General features: G+C 66.0%; 19 protein-coding genes. 7 read left to right on the top strand and 12 right to left on the bottom strand.

Annotated elements, in window-relative coordinates:
- Nucleotides 1-31: 31 nt before the first annotated feature.
- The gene (locus tag ACT2B0_RS02650; protein ID WP_473461148.1) at nucleotides 32-379 is read right to left on the bottom strand and encodes a c-type cytochrome; all 348 of its coding nucleotides are present in this window, start codon (nucleotides 377-379) and stop codon (nucleotides 32-34) included.
- Nucleotides 380-434: 55 nt separating this feature from the next.
- Nucleotides 435-2,027 (bottom strand): bifunctional aminoglycoside phosphotransferase/ATP-binding protein, encoded by a 1,593-nt coding sequence (locus ACT2B0_RS02655; protein WP_473461150.1) that lies wholly within the window; start codon nucleotides 2,025-2,027, stop codon nucleotides 435-437.
- A gap of 222 nt (nucleotides 2,028-2,249) precedes the next feature.
- Here ACT2B0_RS02655 and ACT2B0_RS02660 point away from each other — a divergent pair, with 222 nt between their 5' ends.
- Nucleotides 2,250-3,086, top strand: coding sequence for a universal stress protein (locus ACT2B0_RS02660; RefSeq protein ID WP_473461152.1), 837 nt, complete (start codon nucleotides 2,250-2,252; stop codon nucleotides 3,084-3,086).
- 94 nt (nucleotides 3,087-3,180) lie between these two features.
- Here ACT2B0_RS02660 and ACT2B0_RS02665 read toward each other — a convergent pair whose 3' ends face one another.
- From ACT2B0_RS02665 to ACT2B0_RS02685, 5 genes are read right to left on the bottom strand one after another with little or no spacing between them, the layout of a single operon-like run.
- Nucleotides 3,181-3,960, bottom strand: a complete 780-nt coding sequence (locus ACT2B0_RS02665; protein ID WP_473461155.1) for an ABC transporter permease — start codon at nucleotides 3,958-3,960, stop codon at nucleotides 3,181-3,183.
- On the bottom strand, nucleotides 3,957-4,814 hold the full coding sequence (locus ACT2B0_RS02670) for an ABC transporter permease (protein ID WP_473461158.1): 858 nt from the start codon (nucleotides 4,812-4,814) through the stop codon (nucleotides 3,957-3,959). The genes ACT2B0_RS02665 and ACT2B0_RS02670 overlap by 4 nt, the downstream gene beginning before the upstream one ends.
- Nucleotides 4,811-5,887 (bottom strand): ABC transporter ATP-binding protein, encoded by a 1,077-nt coding sequence (locus tag ACT2B0_RS02675; protein ID WP_106572253.1) that lies wholly within the window; start codon nucleotides 5,885-5,887, stop codon nucleotides 4,811-4,813. Before ACT2B0_RS02675 ends, ACT2B0_RS02670 begins: the two co-directional genes overlap by 4 nt.
- 3 nt (nucleotides 5,888-5,890) lie before the next feature.
- Nucleotides 5,891-7,006 carry an ABC transporter substrate-binding protein gene (locus ACT2B0_RS02680; RefSeq protein ID WP_127595926.1) on the bottom strand — a complete coding sequence of 372 codons (1,116 nt, stop codon included), beginning with the start codon at nucleotides 7,004-7,006 and terminating at the stop codon, nucleotides 5,891-5,893.
- Nucleotides 6,996-7,580, bottom strand: coding sequence for a TetR/AcrR family transcriptional regulator (locus ACT2B0_RS02685; RefSeq protein WP_473461161.1), 585 nt, complete (start codon nucleotides 7,578-7,580; stop codon nucleotides 6,996-6,998). The genes ACT2B0_RS02680 and ACT2B0_RS02685 overlap by 11 nt, the downstream gene beginning before the upstream one ends.
- A 121-nt stretch (nucleotides 7,581-7,701) precedes the next feature.
- On the opposite strand from ACT2B0_RS02685, the gene ACT2B0_RS02690 reads away from it, so the two are divergent.
- Together ACT2B0_RS02690 and ACT2B0_RS02695 are read left to right on the top strand one after the other, a co-directional pair.
- A complete protein-coding gene (locus ACT2B0_RS02690; protein WP_106572256.1) occupies nucleotides 7,702-8,562 on the top strand; it encodes a cupin domain-containing protein in 861 nt (286 codons plus the stop codon).
- Nucleotides 8,563-8,573: 11 nt separating this feature from the next.
- Nucleotides 8,574-9,473, top strand: coding sequence for an ROK family protein (locus ACT2B0_RS02695; RefSeq protein ID WP_473461164.1), 900 nt, complete (start codon nucleotides 8,574-8,576; stop codon nucleotides 9,471-9,473).
- Nucleotides 9,474-9,548: 75 nt separating this feature from the next.
- Here ACT2B0_RS02695 and ACT2B0_RS02700 read toward each other — a convergent pair whose 3' ends face one another.
- From ACT2B0_RS02700 to ACT2B0_RS02720, 5 genes are all read right to left on the bottom strand, one after another.
- Complete coding sequence (locus tag ACT2B0_RS02700; RefSeq protein ID WP_473461166.1) at nucleotides 9,549-10,520, bottom strand: ABC transporter permease; 972 nt, start codon at nucleotides 10,518-10,520, stop codon at nucleotides 9,549-9,551.
- Complete coding sequence (locus ACT2B0_RS02705; RefSeq protein ID WP_473461169.1) at nucleotides 10,517-12,076, bottom strand: sugar ABC transporter ATP-binding protein; 1,560 nt, start codon at nucleotides 12,074-12,076, stop codon at nucleotides 10,517-10,519. The genes ACT2B0_RS02700 and ACT2B0_RS02705 overlap by 4 nt, the downstream gene beginning before the upstream one ends.
- Nucleotides 12,077-12,116: 40 nt before the next feature.
- Nucleotides 12,117-13,838, bottom strand: coding sequence for a hydantoinase B/oxoprolinase family protein (locus ACT2B0_RS02710; protein ID WP_473461171.1), 1,722 nt, complete (start codon nucleotides 13,836-13,838; stop codon nucleotides 12,117-12,119).
- Between the two features lie 19 nt (nucleotides 13,839-13,857).
- Nucleotides 13,858-15,879, bottom strand: coding sequence for a hydantoinase/oxoprolinase family protein (locus ACT2B0_RS02715; RefSeq protein ID WP_473461174.1), 2,022 nt, complete (start codon nucleotides 15,877-15,879; stop codon nucleotides 13,858-13,860).
- 67 nt (nucleotides 15,880-15,946) lie between these two features.
- Nucleotides 15,947-16,942: a sugar ABC transporter substrate-binding protein gene (locus ACT2B0_RS02720; protein ID WP_473461176.1), complete on the bottom strand. Its 996-nt coding sequence runs from the start codon at nucleotides 16,940-16,942 to the stop codon at nucleotides 15,947-15,949.
- Nucleotides 16,943-17,114: 172 nt separating this feature from the next.
- Between ACT2B0_RS02720 and ACT2B0_RS02725 the strand changes: the two genes are divergently transcribed.
- The 4 genes from ACT2B0_RS02725 to cas3 all read left to right on the top strand — a co-directional run bounded on the left by ACT2B0_RS02725 (nucleotide 17,115) and on the right by cas3 (nucleotide 22,433).
- On the top strand, nucleotides 17,115-17,882 hold the full coding sequence (locus tag ACT2B0_RS02725; protein ID WP_481658447.1) for a GntR family transcriptional regulator: 768 nt from the start codon (nucleotides 17,115-17,117) through the stop codon (nucleotides 17,880-17,882).
- Nucleotides 17,879-18,994: a M24 family metallopeptidase gene (locus ACT2B0_RS02730; protein ID WP_473461181.1), complete on the top strand. Its 1,116-nt coding sequence runs from the start codon at nucleotides 17,879-17,881 to the stop codon at nucleotides 18,992-18,994. The genes ACT2B0_RS02725 and ACT2B0_RS02730 overlap by 4 nt, the downstream gene beginning before the upstream one ends.
- A gap of 4 nt (nucleotides 18,995-18,998) precedes the next feature.
- Nucleotides 18,999-19,484 carry a GAF domain-containing protein gene (locus ACT2B0_RS02735; protein WP_473461182.1) on the top strand — a complete coding sequence of 162 codons (486 nt, stop codon included), beginning with the start codon at nucleotides 18,999-19,001 and terminating at the stop codon, nucleotides 19,482-19,484.
- A gap of 165 nt (nucleotides 19,485-19,649) precedes the next feature.
- Nucleotides 19,650-22,433 (top strand): CRISPR-associated helicase Cas3', encoded by a 2,784-nt coding sequence (cas3, locus tag ACT2B0_RS02740; RefSeq protein WP_473461184.1) that lies wholly within the window; start codon nucleotides 19,650-19,652, stop codon nucleotides 22,431-22,433.
- The last annotated feature ends 480 nt before the right edge of the window (nucleotides 22,434-22,913 follow it).

A 22,913-nucleotide genomic window follows, 5' to 3' on the forward strand; every position in this document is an offset into this window, starting at 1 on the left:
TGGCTGCTCTATCGCGGAGTTCGGGCCGCGCCTATTCCTGGATACTTCTCATATAGGTGACGATGTCGTTCACTTGGCGCTCGTCCGGCTCGAATTGCGGCATCACCGCGTGCCGGAGAAAAAGGTCGCCGAGCATGTCGGCCGCAAGCGTTTCGAGCGGTCGTCGGTTGGCCATGAGTCTGAATGGCGGCGCGTCGGGATGGTCGCTTTCGTCGATTTGCGCCACGGCGTGGCACGGCGCGCAATTGGTCTCGGCCAGCCGGCGGCCGCGAAAGGCGCTTTCCGGATCGAGGCTCTGCGCGGCCGCCGGCACCACGGCGACCATCGCCAAAAGTGCCACGGCGAGGGCGGTCGTCCGCCCGGCTTGTCTTGTTTGCATCACATACGTTCCCCGACAGGTCCGAATTGGCAATCTACGGCGGTGCGGTCTGTGGTCATCCCCTCGTTCCGGTGCGCACGCCGTCGCGCTCCGGCCCGATCTCTGCGCCAGGCAAGGCGAGGATGTCGGCGACGATCCGCTCTGGCGGTCTCGCGGCGTCGATCCTGGTCCACTCGATATCGTCGCGGGCGCGCTGCAGCTGTCCGGCCAGCACGGCGACCGTGGCGTCGGACGGGCCGTCGGCGGATCGTTCGCTGACGCGACGTCGCAACAGCGCGGCCCCGGCCTCCAGCCAGATGCCGGCAAACGGCGTCCCGGTCTCGCGCGCGCACTCCATGATCCGCGCGCGATCGTCGGGCCGGTCGAACACCGCATCGGCGACGACCGTGCCGCCATCGGCGAGCAGTGCGCGGGCGCGGCTGGCCATGCCGGCATAGACCCTGGCGGAGTTTTCGGCGCTGTAGGCCTCTGTGGGCAATCGCGTCTCGGCGGCGACGTTGAACATTGCCTTGCGCAGTCGGTCGCTCTCCAGGATGCGCGCTCCCGGAGGGGCGCCGACATGGGCGGCGAGTGCCTCCGCGACCGTGGTTTTTCCCGAGCCGCTAAGCCCGCCGATCGCGACCAGCCGTGCGCGAGGCTCCTCCAGCAGAGCCCCGGCAAGGTCGAAATAAGACCGCGCCTCGTCGGCGAGTGCACGGATTTTCCGGCCGCCTTCCTCGAACTGGGTCGCCGTGACATGGGCGCGCACGGCAGCGCGCACGGCCATGAAAAACGGCAGCAGCACGAACCCGTCCTCTTCGTCCTGCGTGTCGAAATAACGGTTCATGACCAGATTGGCCAGGTCGCGATGCCCGCGATGCCATAGATCCATCAAGAGAAAGGCGAGATCGTAGAGCACGTCGACGGTAGCGATCTGATCGTTGAACTCGATGCAGTCGAACAGGCGGGGCGCGCCGTCGATCATGCAGATATTGCGCAGGTGTAGATCGCCATGGCAGCGGCGGACCTTGCCGGCCGCCTCGCGGGCGTCGAGCAGGGCGGCGTGGCGGGCGAGCCCGGCGCGGAAGCGTTTGCCGATCGCAGCGACCGTATGCGACGAAAACAGGGCACTGGTCGCAAAACCCGCCTCGTTGATGTCCAGCACGCCGGCGATGTTGTCGGCGCCGCCGCCGGCATGCACGACCGGCGCGCTCTCATGGAAACGAAGGACGGTGCGCGCCACGTCCCGCATCAGTTGCGGCGTCAGTTCGCCGGCCTCGGCCTGCCGGTCGAGCAGGCAGGACTGGTCGAAGCGCTTCATTTCCACCACTGCGTCGACGAGCGCGCCGTCGCCATCGAATTCGAGCCCGCCATCCGAGGTTGCGGTGAGACGCCGTGTTCCCAGATAAAGATTGGGCGCGGTGCGTGAATTTAGCGTCACTTCCTTGCGACAGGCCTCGAGCCGCGCCTGCGGCGTGGAAAAATCGACATAGGGCAGCAGCACCGCCCGCTTCATCTTGTAGGCGCGTTCGCCGACGAGAAAGATGCGCGAGATATGCGTCTCGATCACTGAGACCGGGGTTTCGAACCCGTAGCTTTCCGGCGTCGACAGAAACCTGGTCGCGGCATCCTGCGCCCCGTCTTCATCGATCATGCCTTGCTCGTTCATTTCGGCCGCCCTCGTGGTTTGCGGTCTATCGCGCTGGTCCGCTCCGGGCCACCGGCATCACCATGCGGTGCGCGCTAAGGTGACGCCTTGATGAGGATCAAGCTTGCGCCTGGAACCCGGCGTCGGAGCCCGCTTGATCTAGCGCAACGACGGGGTGTGTGTGAACGCCTATCGATCCGAAAAGCATGCCGGGATGCCGAAACGGCGAATGGAGAACCGATTATGACCATCAAGACGATACTCGCTGTCACCGGGCTTGAGGCGAATGACGACGACCTGCATCGTGCCGCCGAATTGTGCGGGGAAATTGACGCCCATCTGTCGGTCCTCGTGCTCGCCGTCGCGGCCCCGCCGCCGGCCGGAGAATATGCCGCGATGGCGTCGGACGTCTGGGCCAGGGAGCGCAAGGAGGATGCCGAGCGGCTTGACGCGCGCACCGAGGCCGTGTCGAAGCTGGTTGCCGCGCTTCCGGTTCCCGGCGATGTCGCCAGCGACTATGTCGAGCAGGCCTGGGCCGACGACGCCATCGGCCGCCGTGCCCGCTATGCCGATCTCGTCCTGGCCGGGCCGGGGCTGCGCGACAATCCCACTTTGTGGGACAAGATGCTGGAAGGCGTGCTGTTTTCATCCGGCACGCCGCTGCTCTTGGTGCCGCAAGGTGTGACGCCGAGCCTGCGGCCCGAGCGCGTCACCGTCGCCTGGGACGCGCGTCCGGAGGCCTCGCGCGCCGTGCGCGCGGCGCTCGATCTCATCGTCGGTGCAAAAGAGGTGTCGCTGGCGCTGGTCGATCCGGTGGCGGGGAACGCGGTCTACGGCGAGGAGCCGGGCGCGGATCTAGCCACCTATCTGTCGCGCCATGGCGCCAAGGTCACCGTCGACCGGTTGCCGAGCCAGGGACGCTCGGTTGCCGACATCCTGCGGCGGCACGCCACCGACAAGGATGCCGAGCTGATGGTGATGGGCGCCTACGGACATTCCCGGCTGCGGGAGCGCCTGTTCGGCGGAGTCACAAAATCCATGCTCGAGCAACCGCCGGTGCCGGTGCTGATGGCGCGCTGACGCGGGTCGGGGAGCGCCACAGCGCGTGGTCCGCGATTCCCCGCAAGGCCGGATAAGGCACGGATGCGCCGGCGCGCCGGCGGCAGGATTTCGTTCAGCCACGATAACGCGTCATGCGCAATGCGATCGCGGTCGAGCCGATCGTGATGACGAGAAGCAGGGTGGCGATCGCGTTGATGGAGGGGTCGAGCGAGGTACGCATCTTGCCCCAGACGAAGGTCGACAGCGTGTTGCCGGACCCGATCGTGAAAATCGTGATGATGAATTCGTCGAGCGAGATGGCGAAGGCGAGAAGCGCCGCGCCGACGAGCGCGGCCCTGATCTGCGGCAGCGTGACGTGCCGGAATGCCTGCCACGGGCTCGCGCCGAGGTCGCGCGCGGCCTCCAGCGCGACCCGGTCGAAGCTCGCCATGCGGGCACTGACGACCAGTGCGACCAGCGGCTGGGTCAAAAGCAGGTGCCCGCCGATGACGGCGCCGAGCCCGAGCGGCACCGACAGCCAGCGCACGTAAAGCACGACAAGTCCGATCGCCACGACCAGCGGCGGGATCATGATCGGTACCGAAAGCGCCGTCAGCAGCGGCACGCTTGCCGCCGCACTCTTGCGGGTCAAGGCCAGTGCCGTCATCGTGCCGGTTACCGTTGCCAGCAACGCGGTCGGCACCGCCACCGCGAGACTGTTCTGGAACGCGGCCCAGAACTCGGCCGACGAAAACAGCGCCCGGTACCAGTCGAGGCTGAAACCGGTCAGCGGCAGGCTGACCAGCGCCCCGGAATTGAACGAAAACACCACGACGATTGCCAGCGGGCCGAGCATGAACAGCACCAGCGTCGCGATCACGGCAAACCAGAGGACAGCGCCAAGCGGTCTCAAGACGGTCTTCTCCTGACGAACAGGGCGCCCACCAGCCCAAGAACCAGCAGGCTCGCCGCCATCAGCACGAACGACATCGCCGCGCCGGCGGGCCAGTTGAAACGGGTCGAGAATTCCTGGGCGATGAACTGGCCGATCATCGAGCCCGATCCGCCGCCCAGAAAGCGTGGCGTGATATAGTCGCCGGCGGCGTAGAGAAACGAGATCGCGAAGGCGGCGAACAGCCCGGTTCTGCATTGCGGGACGATGACGCGCATCAACGTTTGGCGCCCGCTTGCCCCCAGGTCGTGCGCGGCTTCGATCTGGATGTCGCTCACGTTGCGCAACTGCCCGTAGATCGGCAGGATGGCGAAGGGCAGCAGGAAGTGCACCAGCGCCACGATCACGGCGCCGCGATTGTAGAGCAGCGTGTCGAGCGGCTGGGCGCTCAGCCCGGACGCGATCAGGATGGCATTAAGGAAGCCGTCCGTGCTCAGGATCGCCTTCCAGGCGTAGATCTTGACCAGATAGCCGCCGAAAAGCGTGACGATCGCCACGAGGATGAGGGCATCGCCCCAGCGGCCGGCGCGAAAGCGTGCGGCATAGGCGAACAGGAAGCCGAGCCCGACGCAGATCAGCGCGGTCAGGCCCCCGTTTATCATCGTCGAGACGAGCACGTCGCCATACGTGTCGAAGACGCGGGCGTAGGCGGCCAGGGACATGTCGGGTGTCAGCGCGAAATTGCGCACGCGCCAGAAACTCACGACGAAAAGCAGCAGCATCGGCACTGCGAACAGCACCGTCAGGATCGCGAAGGCGGGGGCGGCAAGCAGAACGGCGCGCAGGCGACGCGAGGGTATGCGTGCGCCGGTCATGGCGCCACGTCGACCATGGCGGCCTCGGGCCAGCTTGCCGTGACCCTGCCGCCGACGGCGATCTCGTCGACCATGGTTCTGGAGATGCCGGCAATCTCGATCCTGTGCCCGCCTTCCAGTTCGAGGACGCATTGGGCGAATGGGCCGAGATCCACGATCTCCACAATGTTGCCCGCGACACGGAGCCGGCCGTCTTCGGGCCCGCCCTTGTCGGTGGTGTGCAGGCGCGCCGCCTCGGGGCGCAGCATGAGGTGCAGCGGGCCGTCCGGGCCGGCCAGGTCGAATTCTACGCCGATAGCGAGCGCGACCCGCCCGTTTTTGCGCTCGCCGGCCAGAAAATTGGCATCGCCGACGAATTCGGCCGCAAACCGGCTGCGCGGACGCGCATAGACCTCGCCGGGCGGTCCTGCCTGTTCGATCCGGCCCTTGTTCATGACGATGAGGCGGTCACCGAGCGCGAAGGCCTCGGCCTGATCGTGGGTGACGAAGATGAAGGTGCCGCCGGCGTCCTGATGGATGGCGCGCAACTCCTCCTGCATCGCCTGGCGCAGTTTGAGGTCGAGGGCGGAGAGCGGTTCGTCGAGCAGCAGGATCTTGGGGCGCATCACCAGCGCGCGCGCCAGCGCCACGCGCTGCTGCTGGCCGCCGGACAGCCGATCGACGGGGCGGTCTTCGAAGCCGCTGAGCCTGACCAGCTTCAGCGCGTCGGCCACCCGCTCGGCGATCTCCTCGCGCGGGCGTCGGGCGAGCGACAGGCCGAAGGCGACGTTTTCGCGCACGCTCATATGTGCAAACAGGCCGTGGCTCTGGAACACGGTGTTGGTGGGGCGCTTCTGCGGCGGCAGGTAGGTGACGTCCTCGCCGTCGATCTCGATCCGGCCGGAAGTCGGCAGCGTCAGGCCGCCGATCATCCGCAACAATGTCGACTTTCCACAGCCGGACGGGCCGAGGATCGAGGTGAACGATCCGCGCGGGATCGCAAGCTCGATATCCTTGACCACGTCGCTCTGGCCGTAGCGTCGGCCCAATCCCGCCAGAAGCAGGATCGGGTCTTGGGGTGCCGTTGCGTGCATCGATCAGGCTCGCAGGAAGCGCTGGTACTCTTCTTGGATCTGGTCGTAGCTGGCGTGCTCGCCGTCGTCCTGCAGCGGCCAGAACGGGTTGAAGCGGGCACTTTGGAACAGGCTTTCGAAGTCGCCGTACTGATAGACTTCGCGGTTGACCTGATCGACCAGCGGGACGGCGTCGCTGCTGACGACGGCCTGGGTGAGATCGGACGCCATCACCGTCTGTCCGCTCGCCGAGATCGCCTGCGACAGTGCCTTGTAGGCGGCGTCGCGGTTGGGCGCACCGCTCGGAATGGCCAGCGTATCCATGAAGACCATCACGCCTTCCTGCGGGCGTACGAAAGCCAGTTGCTTGTCCTTTTCGGCGGCGAAGGCCACCTGCGCGTCCCAGCCGATCGCCGAAATGACGACCTCGCCGCGAGCGTAAAGGTCGGTCGCCTCGCCGTAGTTGGGCGACAGGGTGCGGGCGTGCTCGCGCTTGATCTTGATCAGAAAGTCGATCGTCTGCTTCAGCTCATCCGGCGTCAGGCGGGTCGGCGTCTTGGTGCCGGTGACGATCGGCGCCCAGGTCGAGATCAGGCCGGTAATGTCGTCGGTAAGCGAGACCTTGCCCTTGTATTCGTCCTTCAGGCAGTCCTTCCACGAGGCCGGTTTGGCGATCGCGGCGGGATCGTAGACCATCGACAAGGTACCCCAGGTGAAGGGCACGGCGTAGAGCTTGCCGTCCTTGCGGATCGTGTCGACGTCGAGGAATTCGGGGAAGATTTTCTCGATGCCCGGCACGCGTGCTTCGTCGATGGGTTCGACCAGCCCGGCATTGGCCAGGATCGGGATGTGCCCGAAATAGATCGAGATCAGGTCGAGTTGACCGGCCCCGCCGGCCTGCAGCTTGGTGATGATCTCCTCGTTCGAGCTGATATAGGTGGTCGACAGGTCGATGTCGTTGTTCTTCAGAAAGTCATCGGCCTTGAGGGGGGCATCGTAGCCTTGCCATCCGATCCACGACAATTGCGTGGCGGCCATGGCCGAACGCGGAAGCGTCAGCATTGCCGCGGCCGCCGTGCCGGCGGCGATGAAGCTGCGGCGGTCGAGGCCGTGGCGCGGTTTGGCGTGATTACGTTGCATTCTTTTCTCCCTGTTGTTGTTCCTGGGGTGTGTTGCGGGCGGCAGGCGTCTCCTTGCCGTAGGTCCATGACTTCAGGCGGGCGAGAACCGCCGCCTTGAGCATGGGGTCGTAGTTCATCAGGCCGAGGCTTTCCGAGAACCACAGGCCGTCGATCGCCATGCGCACGATCGTGGCGAGCACGGGATCGGGCGAGTCGGCGATGATGGCGTCCTGGTGGCGGCGGCCCTGGGCCTGGACGGCGGCAAGCCGTTCGGGCGTGTTGGCGAGCGCGGCGGTGATGGCGCCGTTCACCCGGTCGAAATATTCCCCGGTGAAGGCGTCGCCTTCGTGGGTGGCTGCGATATAGGCGCGCACGGCCCGTCCGCTCGCGTCGGGATCGGAGCCCATCGCGTGCGACAGCGCGGCGTCGAAGCGCGACACCAGCCGTTCGATCATCGCGGTGATGAGGTCTTCCTTCGAGGCGAAGTGATAAAGCACCGTGCCCTTGGCGACGCCGGCATCCTTCGAAACCCGGTCGTAGGTGAGGCCGACGAGACCGTCCCTGGCGACGATGGTCTCAGCGGTGTCCAGCAATTTTTGGACCGTCGGGTGAGAGGTCTTGCGCTTGCTCATAGTTCTTTGTACTGTCCGGACGGTACAAAAACAAGGGGCGATCCGCTCGCGCCTTGAAACACCCTTCAGCGGAGAGTTTCCAATGGGCTACAAATCGTCGCCGCGGCCTGTTTTCGACAGGCCGACCCACATCCCCTATGCCGAGGTTACGCGTCATGTGTGGGGCGATGCCGGAGCCGGACTGGTCGACGACCTGATCTACGCCTCCACCGACAAGATCCACCAGCTCGTCTTCAGCCTGGCCGGCGGCACGGGTTTCAAACATTCGGAAGATTACCGCACCGTGTTCGGCGCCGACGAGGTGCTTTACGTGCTGTCGGGCACGTTCGGCGCGGCCAATCCGGAAACCGGCGAGGTCCGCATCGTCCAGGAAGGCGAGGCGATCTTCTTCCGCAAGGACACCTGGCATCACGGTTTCAGCCTGTCCGACAAGCCGGTGCGCGTGCTCGAATATTTCTCGCCGCCGCCGTCGACCGGCACGTCGGGCGTCTATGCCCGCACCCGTCCCTATCTCGAACAGTCGACCTATCGCCAGGAGCGTTTCATCGGCCGCTGGCCGATGGCCGCCGACGAGGAAAAGCAGACCGCGACCATCAAGACCTTGCGCGACGCGGACCTGCTTTGGGAACTCGACCCCGAGGATCAGGGTGTCATCACCGGCCTTTACGCGGCCACGGAACATCTGGAAAGCGGCAAGACGACCGTGCTGCCTGGGCGCAAATCCTCGATGATCACCCGCAAGGGCGACGAATGTCTCTATGTGCTTTCGGGCTGCCTGCATGTCCTGTGCCCGGACAGGGAAGGCCAGGTCTGGTTCGAGCTCAATCCGGGCGACGGCTTCTTCTTTCCCGACGGCACGCGCCACCAATACGCCAATCTGCGCGGCGAGCCGGCAAGCTTCGTCTTCGGTGTCGGCCCCGGACTGGGCGACAAGGGCGTGTGAGCTGACGGCGCATGAACGCAATCGGTATCGACGTCGGCGGCAGCAAGACCGTCATCGGCCTGGTCGACACGGTCGGCGGGCGGGTCGAGCGCACTGTGCGGCTCGAAACCCCGGCGCATGAGCGCGCCGGGGGCGATTTTCTCGGCCGGGTTGCCGAAGAAGCGCGCGCACTGGCAGCTGACGAGGCTCTTCCTGTCGGGGTCGGCATCTGCGAGGCCGTCGACAGGGCCGGCGAGATCGTCAGTGCGCACCGCGTGCCGTGGACGTCGGCCGAAGTCCGCGCGGCGTTTTCGTTCGCACCGGCTTTGGTACTCGATTCCGATGTCCGCGCCGCGGCCGTGGCCGAGGCGTGTTTCGGCGTCGGGCGCGGACTGGGCGACTGGCTTTACGCCAATGCCGGGACCGGCATTGCCAGCGTCGTGATGCGCGGCGCCGTGCCTTATTTGGGATGTCGCGGCCGGGCGATGGGGCTTGGCATGAGCCACCTGGTCGAGGAGGATCCGCGCCGCGAGCCGGTCAGCATCGAAGACATCGCCGGCGGCGCGGGCATGTTGATGCGTGCCCGCGCGGCGGGGCTGGCCGTGCCGTCCGTAGCCGTGCTGATCGCCCGGGCGGAAGCCGGCGACGCGAGCACGCGTGTCATCGTCGCGGGCGCCGGCGCGCTGCTGGGCCGCGCGCTCGGTTTCCTGGCCAACGTGCTCGACCCCGAAGCGGTCGTTCTGGGCGGCGGGATGCCGTCGGCGAGCCCGACCTATCTTACCGCGTGCAGGCGCGCGCTCGAAGAGAGCCTGTGGCGCCCGGCGCCGCTGTGCCCGGAACTGAGGGTTGCCGGGCTCGGCCCCGAATCGGGCCTGGTCGGCGCGGCGCTGCTGGCCGCGCCGCAAGAAGCAACAGCGTTCCGAAGCGGCTGAACAGTCAACGCCGGCGCAAGCCCGTGCCGGGGCAAAGATGTCGGCCGTGTCGCCCGGACGGTATGCCTTCCCTTGTTAGTTGCGTCTGCCGCTGGCGCTGATCGCGACCGCGGCGACGATGATCAGCCCGGTCGTCAGGTCCTTGTAGAACGGATCGGCGTTGAGGATGTTGAAGCCGTTATTGACGAGCGCGAGCATGAACACGCCGGCGACCGAGCGCCACACCGCGCCCTGGCCGCCATAGATGCTGGTGCCGCCGATGATGACGGCGGCGATCGCCTCCAGTTCCATGCCGGTGCCGGCCGTGGCCTGGCCAAGCGAAATCCGCGAGACCGCGATCGCGGCGGCAAGGCCGGCTGCGAAGCCGTTGATGGAAAACGCGATGATCTTGATGCGCCGGGTGCGGATGCCCGACAGGATCGAGGCTTCCTCATTGCCGCCGACCGCGAACATTTTTCGGCCGAGCGTGGTCCTGGTGAGCACCACCGTCAAGATGACGGCGAATGCGATCAGCACGAGCACCGCGACATAGACCGGGCCGATCCGCTCGCGCCCGAGCCAGGTGAAGGCGTCGAGGCGCACGGGAATGAGCGTGCCGCCGGTGATCAGGATCGCGATGCCGCGATAGACCAGGCCGGTGGCGAGCGTGGCCAGGAAGGAATGGATCTTCAGCGCGGTGATGGTCAGGCCGTTGACAAAGCCGAGCGCCATGCCGACCAGCGGCGCTGCGATGAGCCCGGCCACCGGATGCACCTGCAGCGCCAGCGCGGCCGCGACCACGCCGCCGACGGCGAAGATCGCTCCCACGGAGAGGTCGAACCCGCCGCAGATGATGACCAGCGTCATCGCCGAGGCCATGATCGCCAGCGGCGCGTTCTGGTTCAAGATGTTGATCAGGTTCTGCAGCGTCAGGAACGAATCGCTGAGGATCGTCAGAAGAACGATCAGGGCCGCGATCATCACCGCCACGGCATAGGTTTGCAGGAACCGCAGCACCGGCAGCAGGGGGGCGGCGGATGCTTCGGGGGTCGTATTGGTGGCACTCATGCGCTTTTCTTTGCCTCCTGCTGCTCCTGTTCGTGGAACAGGCGCCATATGACCTTGTCGACGGTGGTCTCGCGCGGCACGAACTGGCCCGTCACGCGTCCGCCGGACACGGTGTAGGCGCGGTGGGCCAGGCCCATCACTTCCTCGATCTCCGAGGAAATCAGAAGAATGCCGGCGCCGCGGCGCGCCGTCTCGCCGATGAATTCGTGAATGCGCCGGCGCGCGCCGATGTCGACGCCGCGGCTGGGCTCGTCGAGAATGATGATTTGCGGATCGCCAAGGATCCATTTGCCCATCACCACCTTCTGCTGGTTGCCGCCGGAATAGTTGACCACCTGACCGTCGACCTGGTTCGGATGCACGTCGAAATAGTCGACGAGCCGGGCGACCGCTCCGCGTTCATCACGTTTGCCGATCAGGCCAGCCCTGGCGAATGTACCGAGATGCGGCAGCGTCATGTTGGCCCGCACCGGCTGGGTGAGCACGAGACCCTGTTTGCGCCGGTCTTCCGGCACCATGGCAAGACCGCGTGCGATCGCGGCGTGAGGCGAACGCTCATCGAACGGCTCGCCGTCGATTTCGACCGTGCCCGAAAGGGCCGGGTCGGCGCCGAAGATCGCACGCACGATTTCGGTGCGTCCGCTGCCGACCAGCCCGACCAGCCCGACAATTTCGCCCGGATAAAGCGCGAGATCGGCGGACCGCACGCCGGTTTCGGTCGACAGGCCGTGTACCGAAAGCAGCGGCGTGCCGCTGCGCCGCGGTTCGGGCGGCAATTCGGGATAGGCGACGTCCTGGGCCGACCGGCCGATCATCGCCGTAATCAGCGATGCCTTGGTTTCGTCCTTCGCCGGGCCGGTGCGGATAATTGCCCCGTCGCGCATCACGGTGACGGTGTCGCAGACGGCAAGCACGTGATCGAGGAAATGCGAGACGTAGATGATGGTGTGGCCGCGGTCGCGCAGTCGCGTCATGACACCGTGCAGGCGCTCGGCCTCGTCATGCGTCAGCGAGGAGGTCGGCTCGTCCATCACGATCACGCGCGCCTCGCGCGCCAGCGCGCGCATGATCTCGACCTTCTGTTGGTCGGCGATGCTGAGCGTGCCGGCCCGCGCCAACGGGTCGAGATCGAAGCCGGCGAATGCGGCGATCTCGGCCAACCGCGCTGCCTCGTCGCCGGCCAGAAAGCCGGCGCGGCTGGTCTCGATGCCCAGAAAAACGTTCTGGGCGACGGTGAGGTCGGGCACCAGTTGCAGTTCCTGGTGCATCATGGCGACACCGCGCCCCAGCGCCTGCGGCGGGTCCCAATGCCCGACCGTCTCGCCGAAGACGGTGAGCGCCCCGCCCGAGCGCGTGTAGTAGCCGCCCACGATCTTGCCGACCGTGGACTTGCCGGCGCCGTTTTCGCCGATCAGGCCGTGAATTTCGCCGGCTTTAAAGTCGATATCGATGTCGCGCAGCACGCTGACGCCGGAGAACGATTTTGAAACGCCCCGCAGGCTGATGCACGGGGCAGCCTCATCGCCGCTCCCGTGTGCTTCATGGCTGTACGTCACCGTTTCGTCCATCGACCGCAACGTCCTTTCGCCAGATCGATCAGTCCGACGCCGCTTCCTGCCGGCGCGGTGCGGTGTTGGCGGCATCGATGGCGCCATCCTCGGTCACCGCCACACCATAGAGCGAACGCGCCGCCTCGTGCGAGACCGTGCCGGCGAGAACGTCGGCGAGCACTTCGTCTTCGGGCCGCGCCCTGGGATCGCCATAACCGCCGCCGCCGCCGGTGCGGGTGACGACCAGCGTGCCTTTTGGAAAACGCTTGGCGCGCATCTTGAGCGGTTTTTCGACGGAGCCGTCCGGCAGCACGATATCGTTGTCCGGCCCGGCGCCGTCGCTGCCGCCCTTGATGCCCCAGGCCGGCGTCTTGGACCGTTCGAACCACAGCGCGCCGAAACAATCGTCGAGCAGCCGATAGCTGCGCACGACGCCACAGCCGCCGCGCCAGCGTCCCGCCCCGCCGGAATCGCGGCGCAGAGAAAACTCCTCCACCCGCACCGGGAACTTGGTCTCATAGACCTCGGCCGGCAGGTTGCGGAAACCGCCGTTGACGAGGTTGATCAGCGCGCTTTCGCCGTCCTGTCCGACGGTGCCGCCCCAGCCGCCGGCTGTCGGCTCGACGGAAATCCACTGGCCGCGCTCGGGATCCATGTCGAAAAAGGCCGCCACCATGGAATCGCCGTAGTGGGCCGCTGTCGCCTTCTCCGGCATCGCCTCGCCCAGGCAGGAAATCATCAGGTCGGCGAGCAGGCCGAGCCCGGTGAAATACCATTCGCAGGCCGCGGGCTCCTTGGCGTTGAACATACACTTTTCGGGGATGCGCACCTCCATGGTCGAAAACGACCCGCCAGTGATCGCGCGGTCCGGGTTGATCATGGTCTTGTAGGCGAGCCGCAGCAGGGAGCCGGTCTGCACCGCGCCGCAATTGATCGAGCCCTCGACCGGTCCCGACGAACCGTCCAGATCGATGATCATGCGTTCGCCTTCGATCGTCAGGCTGAGCGCGACTTTCACCGGCTCGGTGCCGACGCCGTCATCGTCGAGGTAGCCCTCGCGGGAATAGGTCCCGTCCTTCAGCTTGGCGATCGCCTCGCGGTCGAGCAGCCGCGCCTGCTCGAAGATGTTGGCGCAGGCGGCGCGATAGGTGTCCGCTCCGATCCGGTCGAGGATCTGGCCGAGACGGCGCTCGCCGGTGCGGATCGCCGTGATCTGGGCGTTGAGGTCGCCGATCGTCATGTCCTTGAGCCGCGTGTTGCGGGTCAAAAGATCGTACCACTCCGGAATCCGCTTGAAACGGCTGACGATGCGCGTCGGGCCGAGCCGCAGGCCCTCGTGGAAGATCGAGGTCGAGCCCATGGTCGAGCCGGGATCGATCGCGCCGATGTCCTGCCAGTGGGCGCGCGCGGCGCCGAAGCCGACGAGCTCGTCCTTGTAGAACAGCGGCCCGATGGCGGTGACGTCGTGCAGATGCGTGCCCTGCAGGTAGGAATCGTTCAGGATGAAGATGTCGCCGGGATGGATGTCGTCGCCGTAACGGTCGAGCACCAGTTTCACACAGGCGTCGATCGCGCCGACGAACAGCGGCACACCGGTCGACTGGCCGAGCATGTTGCCCTCTTCGTCGAGCAGCGCCACGGCGCTGTCGCGGCCTTCGTAGATGATCGCCGAGAACGCCGAACGCCACAGGGCGGCATTCATGTCCTGGGCGCAGGAGATGACGAAATTGCGGACCACTTCCGTGGTGATCGGGTCGGCGTGAGCCATGGTCTGGTTCCTCCGCGGCCTAGCGATGTGTCAGGAGAAGCTGGCCGCCGGCGATTACCTCGGCCCGCCAGTCGGGCGGCAGCAATGTCGTGGCGGTCGCCTCCTCGATGATGGCTGGTCCTTCGACGGTTTCGCCGGCTGCGATCTCGGAGCGGTTGACGATGGCCGTTTCGTGCTCGGTGCCGTCGAAATAGACCTTGCGCCCGCGCGCGGCGGTTGGCTGGGTCGCCCTTGGATCGGGAATGGCAGGCCGCTCCAGCGTTCCGAGCGCGGCGACGCGAATATTGGCGACCTCGACCACCGCGTCGGGGCTGGAGTGGCCGTATTGGCGTTCATAGGCCGCGTCGAAGCTGCCGCGCACGGCGTTCAGGTCTACGGGGCCAGCCGGAACCGGGATCGTCAGCACATATTCCTGGCCGTGATAGCGAAAGTCGGCAAAGCGTTCGAAGGAGATCTCGGCGTCCGTGAAGCCCTCCTTGCGCAGGTAGTCGCGTCCGTTTTCTTCCAGGCTGTCGAATTTCTCGGCCAGGTCTTCGGGTGCGATCTCGTGCCAGTAACCGTAATAGGTCATCTTGAAGTCGTGCCGCACGTCGGTCTGCAGCATGCCCCAGGCCGAAAACGCCCCCGGCATTACCGGTATGATGACCTCCTTGATGTCGAGCTGCTGGGCCAGCGCCGCCGCCTGGGCCGGGCCGGCGCCGCCATAGGCGACCAGGGCGAAATTGCGCGGGTCGATGCCGCGTCGGATGGTGATGGTACGGATCGCATCGGCCATCTTGGCGTTGATGATGTCGATCATGCCCTGCGCCATCGCCTCGGTCGACATGTCGAACCGGTCGGCCAGTTTTTTCACCGCCATCCGGGCCTTGTCGCGGTCGAGCGTCATTGAGCCGCCGGCGAAATTCGACGAATCGAGCCGGCCGAGCACGAGGTTGGCGTCGCTGACGGTCGGCTCCGTGCCGCCGCGCCCGTAGCAGGCCGGCCCCGGCACCGAGCCGGCCGATTGCGGCCCGACTCGCAGCGCGCCGGCCTCCTGCCAGGCAATCGAGCCGCCGCCCGCGCCGATGACGTGGATGTCGACCACCGACATCTGGATCGGCAGGCCTTCGAGTTCCGCCTCGTTGGAGGCGGAAGGCTGGCCGTCGATGATCAGGCTGGCGTCGAAGGAGGTGCCGCCCATGTCGACACAGATCAGGTTCGACCGGCCGGTGGTCTCGGCCAGCGTGCGTCCGCCGATCGTGCCGCCGACCGGGCCCGACAGCAGCGTCTGCAACGGCATCTCGGTCGCCGCGCCCGCCGTCATGGCGCCGCCGTTCGACTTCATCACGTGCAATTGCCGCCCTTCGGGCAACCGCGCCGACAGCCGGCTCACCAGCGTGTCGAGATAGCGCCGCACCACGGGCGCGGCATAGGCGTCCATCACCGTCGTCGACGTGCGCGCGAATTCTCGCCATTCCGGCGAGACCCGATGCGACAGCGTGATTGCGATGTCGGGCAGGTGCTTGCGCAGATAGGCTTCGACGGCCAGTTCGTGCGCGGGGTTCTTGAACGAAAACAGCAGGCAGACCGCGATCGCCTCGTAGTTCTTGTCGCGCACCGCGGCGATCAGCCGGTCCAGCTCGCGTTCGTCGAGCGCGGTTTCCACCTCGCCCTTGGCATTGATACGCTCGTTGACGGTGTAGGTGTCGGGGATCTCCACCAGCGGGCGCGGCTTGCGCCAGTGGATGGAGAAGATCTCGCCGCGGTCGTTACCCTGGATCGTGTAGACGTCGCGATAATTCTGCGTCGTCAACAGCGCCACGCGCGCGCCGCGCCGCGTCAGGACCGCGTTGAGGCCGACCGTCGTGCCGTGCACGAAGAAGGCGACATCGGCGCCCTCGGGCAGGTGGCGATCGACGCCTTCGATCACGGCGAGCGCAGGGTTGTCCGGCGTCGAGAGCACCTTGTGCGCCTCGCAATCGCCGGTGTCGGCATCCTGAAACACGATATCGGTGAATGTGCCGCCGATATCGGCCGACACGCGATAGGACCTGCCCGTCACGTCAACTCTCCCAGATGGTGATTGCAGCTATGGCCGGCCGCCATGCAATGCAGCCGGCCGGAAGCGCCTATTGCGCCCACTCGCCCTTGAAGTCGGGATGCTTTTCGAGCACGGCGGCGTCGATCAGGGCCGGCACCGGTCCGACCTCGTCCATGTTGATGACCGTGGGCGCGTCCTTGCCCTCCAGCACCTTGACGACGGTGTCGAGCGCGTATTCGCCCATCGATACCGGGAAATGGGCAAGGGTCACGTCCCAGCGGCCCTCGCGGATCGCCTCGATGGCGACCGAGGCGGCGCCGCCGCCGGACAGATAGAGGTCGGCAACCGACTTGCCCGCGGCTTCCAGAGCGATCTCGACACCGATCAAATGCTGATCCGCATTGGACAGCACGACGTCGATATCGTTGTTGGCCTGCAGGATGTCCTGCATCACCGACAGCGATTTGTCGGGATCGTAATTGCCTTCGCCGGTGGCCACCACCTTGATGTTGGCGTGCTTGTCCAGCACCGTGCGATAGGCCTCGTAGCGCAGATTGTCGAACGGATAGATGCGCTGGCCGATCATGATGACGACCTTGCAGGGATCGCGCTCGGCGCAGAATTCAACCACGTCCTCGGCTTGGGCGCGTGCCCCGTCGGCGGGCGGGCTGGCCACGGTCGCGGTGACGCCCGGCACCTGCGGCTCCAGCTTGGACAGATCCGGTCCGATCGGAAACAGCGCCGTGGCCAGCGGCTTGCCTGCCGCGCCGACCTGCTCGACCGCTCCGGCGATGCCGACCGTGTCGTTGGGTACGACGATAAAGGCATCGAACTGGCCGCCGGCCAGCACGTCCTCGATCTGGCTGTATTGGCGCGCGGCGTCGAACTGGCCGTCATAGATGGCGGTTTCGATATTGCCGAGTTCCTTGGCCTTCTTCTCCACACCCTCATAGACGGCCTGATTGAAGCCGTTCTGGGCCGACGACGCGAAGAAGGCGACCTTCCAGTCCTTTGCGGCCGCGGTACCCGAAAGGGCGAAGGTCAAGACCGCAGCCGACGCGGCCAGTCTTTGCAGTGAATTCATGATTGCGTCTCCTCCCACAAATGCAAACGAACCCTCTAGACGTCGAAGCGTAGTCATAATACAAACTTTATGCAACTGGAATTTTGAAGCCGGATTTTTCGCTTTGCCGGGTCGCGCTCACTCGATATTGAGCGCGAACAACAGCGGACCCAACGGTTGCAGGGAGTAGGACGTGGCACCGAGCACGACGAAGAAGGCCAGGATGAAGTCTGGTGCGAGCGACGGCCATGAGGGCCCGCCGGCCAAACGCGGGCGCGGTTCGACGGCGGTGTACGAGGAACTGCGCGAGGACATCCTGTCGCTGCGCATGGCGCCGGGGACGGCTCTCGACGAGGTCGCGCTAGCCGCTCGCTTTGGTCTGTCGCGCACGCCGGTGCGCGAGGCGCTGTTGATGCTGTCGCGCGAGGATCTGGTCACGTTTCTGCCGGGACGCAGCGCCATCGTCACGCCGCACACGATGAGCAATGCACATGAATACATGGACACGCTGATGTTGTTGTCGCGCGCCATCAACCGGCTTGCGGCCGAAGTGCGCACGCCAAACGCCCTCGCCGTCGTCAGGCAGTGCCAGGCCCGCTATTCCACGGCGGTCGAGGGCGGCGACATCCACGCGATCGCGGCGGCCGACCTTGCCTTTCATCTCGCCATTTCCGAAGCCAGCGCCAACGGCTTTCTCGGCAATTTCTATCGGCTGGCGCTCGACTATGGCCGGCGCATGCATTTGTTGCACTACTACCCGATCTTCAATGCCGAGGAGGCCGAGCGCAGCCTTGCCGAACACGCGGCCATGGCCGCTGCGATCGAGGCCGGAGACGCCATGGGCTCGGAGGAGGCGGCCAGCGCCCACGTGATGTCGGAACTGCGTGTGGTGCAACGCTCGCTGGAACCCAAGGTCGGCGTGAACTTTTCGCTCGGCGACGGATTGAGGAACCCGAAATGATCGACTCAGAACTCAGGCTGACCCGGCGGGAGCGTCTGCTTTCGGCGATGGAGGCTACCGACGCCGAAGCGGTCGCGATCGTGCCGGGCGCGAATTTCTATTATCTGACCGGCGCCAATTTTCATCTGATGGAAAGGCCGACGGTACTGTTCGTGACCCGCTCCGGCGCGATGCACGCCGTGGTTCCGGTACTGGAAAAGGCGCGCTGGGCGGCGTTGGCGCCGGAGGTGGAAACCGCCTACTGGCAGGATTCGGACGGGTATGCCGATGCCTTCGCCGCGGTCGCGGCCAGGCTCAACGCCTCGCGCATCGGGGTCGAGGGCCAGCGCATGCGCGTCTTCGAGGCGAACGCGATCCGCCACGCCTTTCGCGACACCCCGGTCATCGACGCGCATGCGGCGATCTCGCGCATGCGCCTGCACAAGGACGAGGCCGAGATCGCGGCGATCGAGCGCGCGATCGCCATCAGCGAGGCAGCCCTGGCCGACACGCTGGCCGCGACCGTGGCCGGCATGAGCGAGCGCGCCGTGCGTGGGGTGTTGATGGCGGCGATGCTCGAACACGGCGCCGACGGTGCCGCCTTCGATCCGATCGTGCTGACCGGCGCCGCCGCCGCCGATCCGCATGGCGAGCCGAGCGCGGAGCGCGTGCTGGCCAGGAGCGACGCGCTGTTGATCGATTTCGGCGCCGCCTGGGGCGGCTACAATGCCGACATCACCCGCACCGTATTCGTCGAGACCGTCAGCAACGAGCATCGCCAGATCTACGCGGCGGTGGCGGCCGCCAACGCGCATGGCCGCGCCGTTTCCAGGCCCGGCCTGTCGCTGCACGAGCTCGACCAGGGCGTAACCGACGTGATGGTCGAGGCGGGATTTGCCGATCTCGTCGTCCACAAGACCGGTCACGGCCTCGGCCAGGACGTGCACGAGGCGCCGCAGGTGATGATCGGCAACCATCAGGCGATGGAGCCGGGTATGGTGTTCACCATCGAACCCGGTCTCTACCGGCCGGGTGAGATCGGCGTGCGCATCGAGGACGACGTGCTGGTGACGCCACAGGGCTGCCGCTCTCTGACCGGCTTTTCCCGCGACCTGACCCTGATCGGCGGGTGAGGTGATGACGGCCACCGCCGCCGGCCTGCCCGAAGCCGTCGCCCGCGGACCGGACGCGCTGTTTGCGCTTTTGGCCGAGCGCGTGGCGCGGGCGGTCGGATACGACCTTCTGACCGTGCTCGCGCCGACCCCCGGCGGGCGCGTGCTGACCCGGCTTTTTTCCTCCAATCCGGCGCAATACCCGCTCGGCGACGCCGACCGCGTCGAAGATACGGCCTGGTTCCGCCAACTTTTCGGCCGGGGCGAGCCGATTATCGCCAATGACGGTCCGGAAATCGAACGCTGGCTGCCCGGTTTCGACGTCTTTTTCGCCGAACAGGGTTATGGCGCGCTCGCCAATGTGCCGGTGATCGTGGCCGGTAGGCCCGTCGGGTTAATCAACATGATGGGGCAGGCGGGGCATTTTTCGCCGGAACGGCTGGCTGCGCTGCGACGGCAATTGCCGCTGGCCGCGCTGGCCATACTGGCCGCCGCCTGGACGACCCGCTGAGACGCGCCGGCCCGAAGACGATCTGCGGCCAAATGAGCATGGTCAAGCGGGGCCTGGACCAAGCGAAACAACAGGCTGCACGCCGTTTTTCCGTTTGAGGTCGCAGCAGCAATCCGATTGGATTGGCCGTTGCGACGCTGCCTTTTGGAACATGGACGGCCGCTCATGAACGAAAACGGACAGCGTCTTTCCGCCTCCGCCGCGCCGGACATGCTCGCGTTCTGGGGCAAGACCTATGAGGGCGACGCCTCGTCCTCGCCGAAACCCGTGGTGCATCATCTGTTCGATGCCGCCGCCGTTGCGCACGAACTGCTGGAGTGCCGTCCGGCGTTCCTTGCCAGGCTTTCGCATGCGCTTGGTGTGCCGGGGCCCGTGGCCCGGAAGTTCAGTGCGCTGCTTGCCGGGCTGCATGATCTCGGCAAGTTTTCGGCTCCCTTTCAGGCCAAACGGCCGGATCTCTGGCCGGCGGCCGCGCTCGGCCGGCTGGGCGAGGTCGGCATAGATGGCAGCCATTGGTGCTACACCGCGTTGCTGATGCATGAGGGCGGCGTGGCGGCATCGCTCGAACGTGCGTTCGGAGCCGGGTGGAGGGAGATCCGCGACGAGATCGTGGCTGTTACGGCGGGACATCATGGCCGGCCGCCCGAAACCGAATGGCTGGGCGTTTCCGGCCCGCGCGTGACGGCGCGTACGCTGCGCTCGGAGAAGCGGGCCCTGCCCGACGCTTGCCTGCACGCTGCCGCCGAGGCCGCCGAAGCTCTGGTCGGCGTCCTGGCGGGGCAGGGGTTCGAACCCATTGGCAAGGCGCGGCTGACGAGGGTGTCGCTGCTTCTCAATGGTCTGGTGACGACCGCCGACTGGATCGCATCCGGTTTTCCGGCGCCTGAAACCAGCGCGCGTCAGCCTTTTGACGCCTCGGCCTATTGGGACGCGGCGCGCGCGATGGCACGTCGCGCGATCCGGGAACGCGGCCTCGCGCCGCCGGCGACCGCCACGGTCGCGTGGCCGTCGCTCGGGCTGACGCATGACGGCCTGCGCCCCATGCAGGCCGCGATCGGCGAGGTCGCGATCGAACCTGGCCCCAACCTCTTCATCGTCGAGGACATGACCGGCGCCGGCAAAACCGAAGCGGCGTTGATGCTGGCCTCGCGCCTGATGCGTGCCGGCAAGGGCGAGGGCATTTATTTTGCGCTGCCGACTATGGCGACGGCCAACGCCATGCATGAGCGGTTGGCGGCATGTCACAGGGCCTTTTTCAAACCGGAGGACGCGGTCGAGCCCTCGTTGGTGCTTGCGCACGGCAAGGCCGGCCTGGCGCGGCGGATCACCCGCCTCGGCGCCGGCGAAAATCCGGGTGGGGTCGCTGCGCATTGCAACGACTGGATCGCCGACAGCCGCCGCAAGGCCTTGTTTGCCGACATTGGCGCGGGCACGATCGATCAGGCGTTTCTGGCCGTGTTGCGCAAGAAATTCCTGACGCTGCGCCAGTTCGCCCTCGCCAACCGCATTCTGATCGTCGACGAGGCCCACAGTTTCGATGCCTATATGGGCGAGGAGATGCTGGCGCTGCTGCGGCTGCACGCCATTAACGGCGGCTCGGTGATCGTTCTTTCGGCGACGCTGACCAGTGATCTGCGTCAAGCCTTCGCATCGGCTTTCCGGCACGCTTGCTGGCAGCCGCGATCCGGAATCGACGTTTCCGCGCTGTCGCGCAGCGAGCAGGAAGAGGCACGCAAGCCGCCGCCGATGGAATTGTCGAGCCGGGCCTTTCCGCTGTTGACGCAGGTCCATGCCGGCGGTTCGCTGGAACGGCCGACGGTCTATTTCGATCCCGGTCGTCCGCGCGTGGCGGTGAAACGTCTGGAAAACCGCGCCGAGGCAGCGGTCGAGGCGGTAACAGCGGCGCAGCAGGGCGCGGCCGTGGCGATCGTTTGCAATGCGGTCGACGAAGCGATCGCCACCCATGCCGCCGTGCTTGCCTTGTCGGGCGATCCGGATGCGGTGTTGCTTTTTCACGCCCGCTTCGCCATGGCAGACCGCATGGCGATCGAGCGTCGCGTGCTGGACACGTTCGGCAGGAACGCCGACGCCAGCAGGCGCGCCGGGAAAATCCTGGTCGCCACACAGGTGATCGAACAGAGCCTGGATCTCGATTTCGATTTCATGGTCAGCGATCTGGCGCCGGTGGACCTGATCGTTCAGCGCGCCGGCCGGCTCTGGCGGCACATGACGCCGCGCCCCGCGAAGGAGCGTCCAATGTCGACGCCGTGTCTGGCTGTCGTGGCGCCCGATCCGGCGGGCGTGCGATCGCCACGCTGGCTGACGCCGGCGCTTGGCGACGGCGCCTTCGTCTATCGCCATCCCGGCGTCATGTGGCGCTCGGCGAAACATCTGTTCGCGTTCGGGTCCCTGCCGCGGCCGGACGAGCCGGGCTTTCGGGAGATGCTGGACACTGCCTACGCGGCGAACGGGGACGATTTGCCCGCATGTCTGCGCGCCGGAGCGCTCAAGGAACAGGGCGACGAACACGGGAAACAGACCCTCGGCAGGTTGAATGTCATCAAGCCGGAGGACGGCTATGCAATCCTTGCCGGCGAATTGCGCAACAACGAAGACATCGGCACCCGTCTGGGCGAGGAACAGGCGACGCTGCGCCTGGCGCGCCGCGTCGACGGCCGGCTCGTTCCGTGGGCCACCCTGGCCGGCGCCGACGAGCCGCTCTTATGGGCGTTGTCGGAAATGGCTTGCGCCAAATGGCGGTTGGGAAACGAGCAGCCGCCGCAGCAGGCGCCAGAGTTTGAGGCGATCAAGGCGCGTTGGCCAAAATTCGAGCACACGATCCTTATCGCCGAGGTGGACGGCGACGGCGCGGTCCTGTCGGTTGGCGCCGACCTTGCCTATACGGCCGAAGTTGGGCTTGTCCGCCGCGAGCGAGACGATATGGGGTAAGTTTCCCAAGGTGGGAATGTGCTGCATCGATCATGCAAATCACCGCCAAGCAGACAATGAAAGATTTATGCACAGGCTCGACGAGGTCAACGTGACCTTGATGGCTTTTGCCTAGCGGTCACCAAGGCTGATCGGCCGCTTGATGTTGGCTTGTGGGAACGCCGACGGCTTGACTTTGGTCCTTCACATTGGTCTTTCCCTATTTCCCGCGTCAGCGGGAATGAACCGTCGTAGTGCGCAACGCGCTTGCAACAGGTCGAAAGTGCCCCGCATTCGCGGGGAGGATGATCCGCTGATCGAAATGCCCAGATGATGGGAAGAATTAAGTCGTAATGTGTAACGCGATTGCACGCCTTGACATCGCCTCCAGTAGTCGCGTAAGAGAGATTGCGACCATCGGTTGAAACACCGATGGTCGCGACTCAAACCGCTACTGACTGAACGTTTGGCAACCGAAGTCAGTCAAGATCCGAGAGGTGT

The sequence above is a fragment of the Nitratireductor sp. J20-h4 genome (assembly GCF_056780505.1).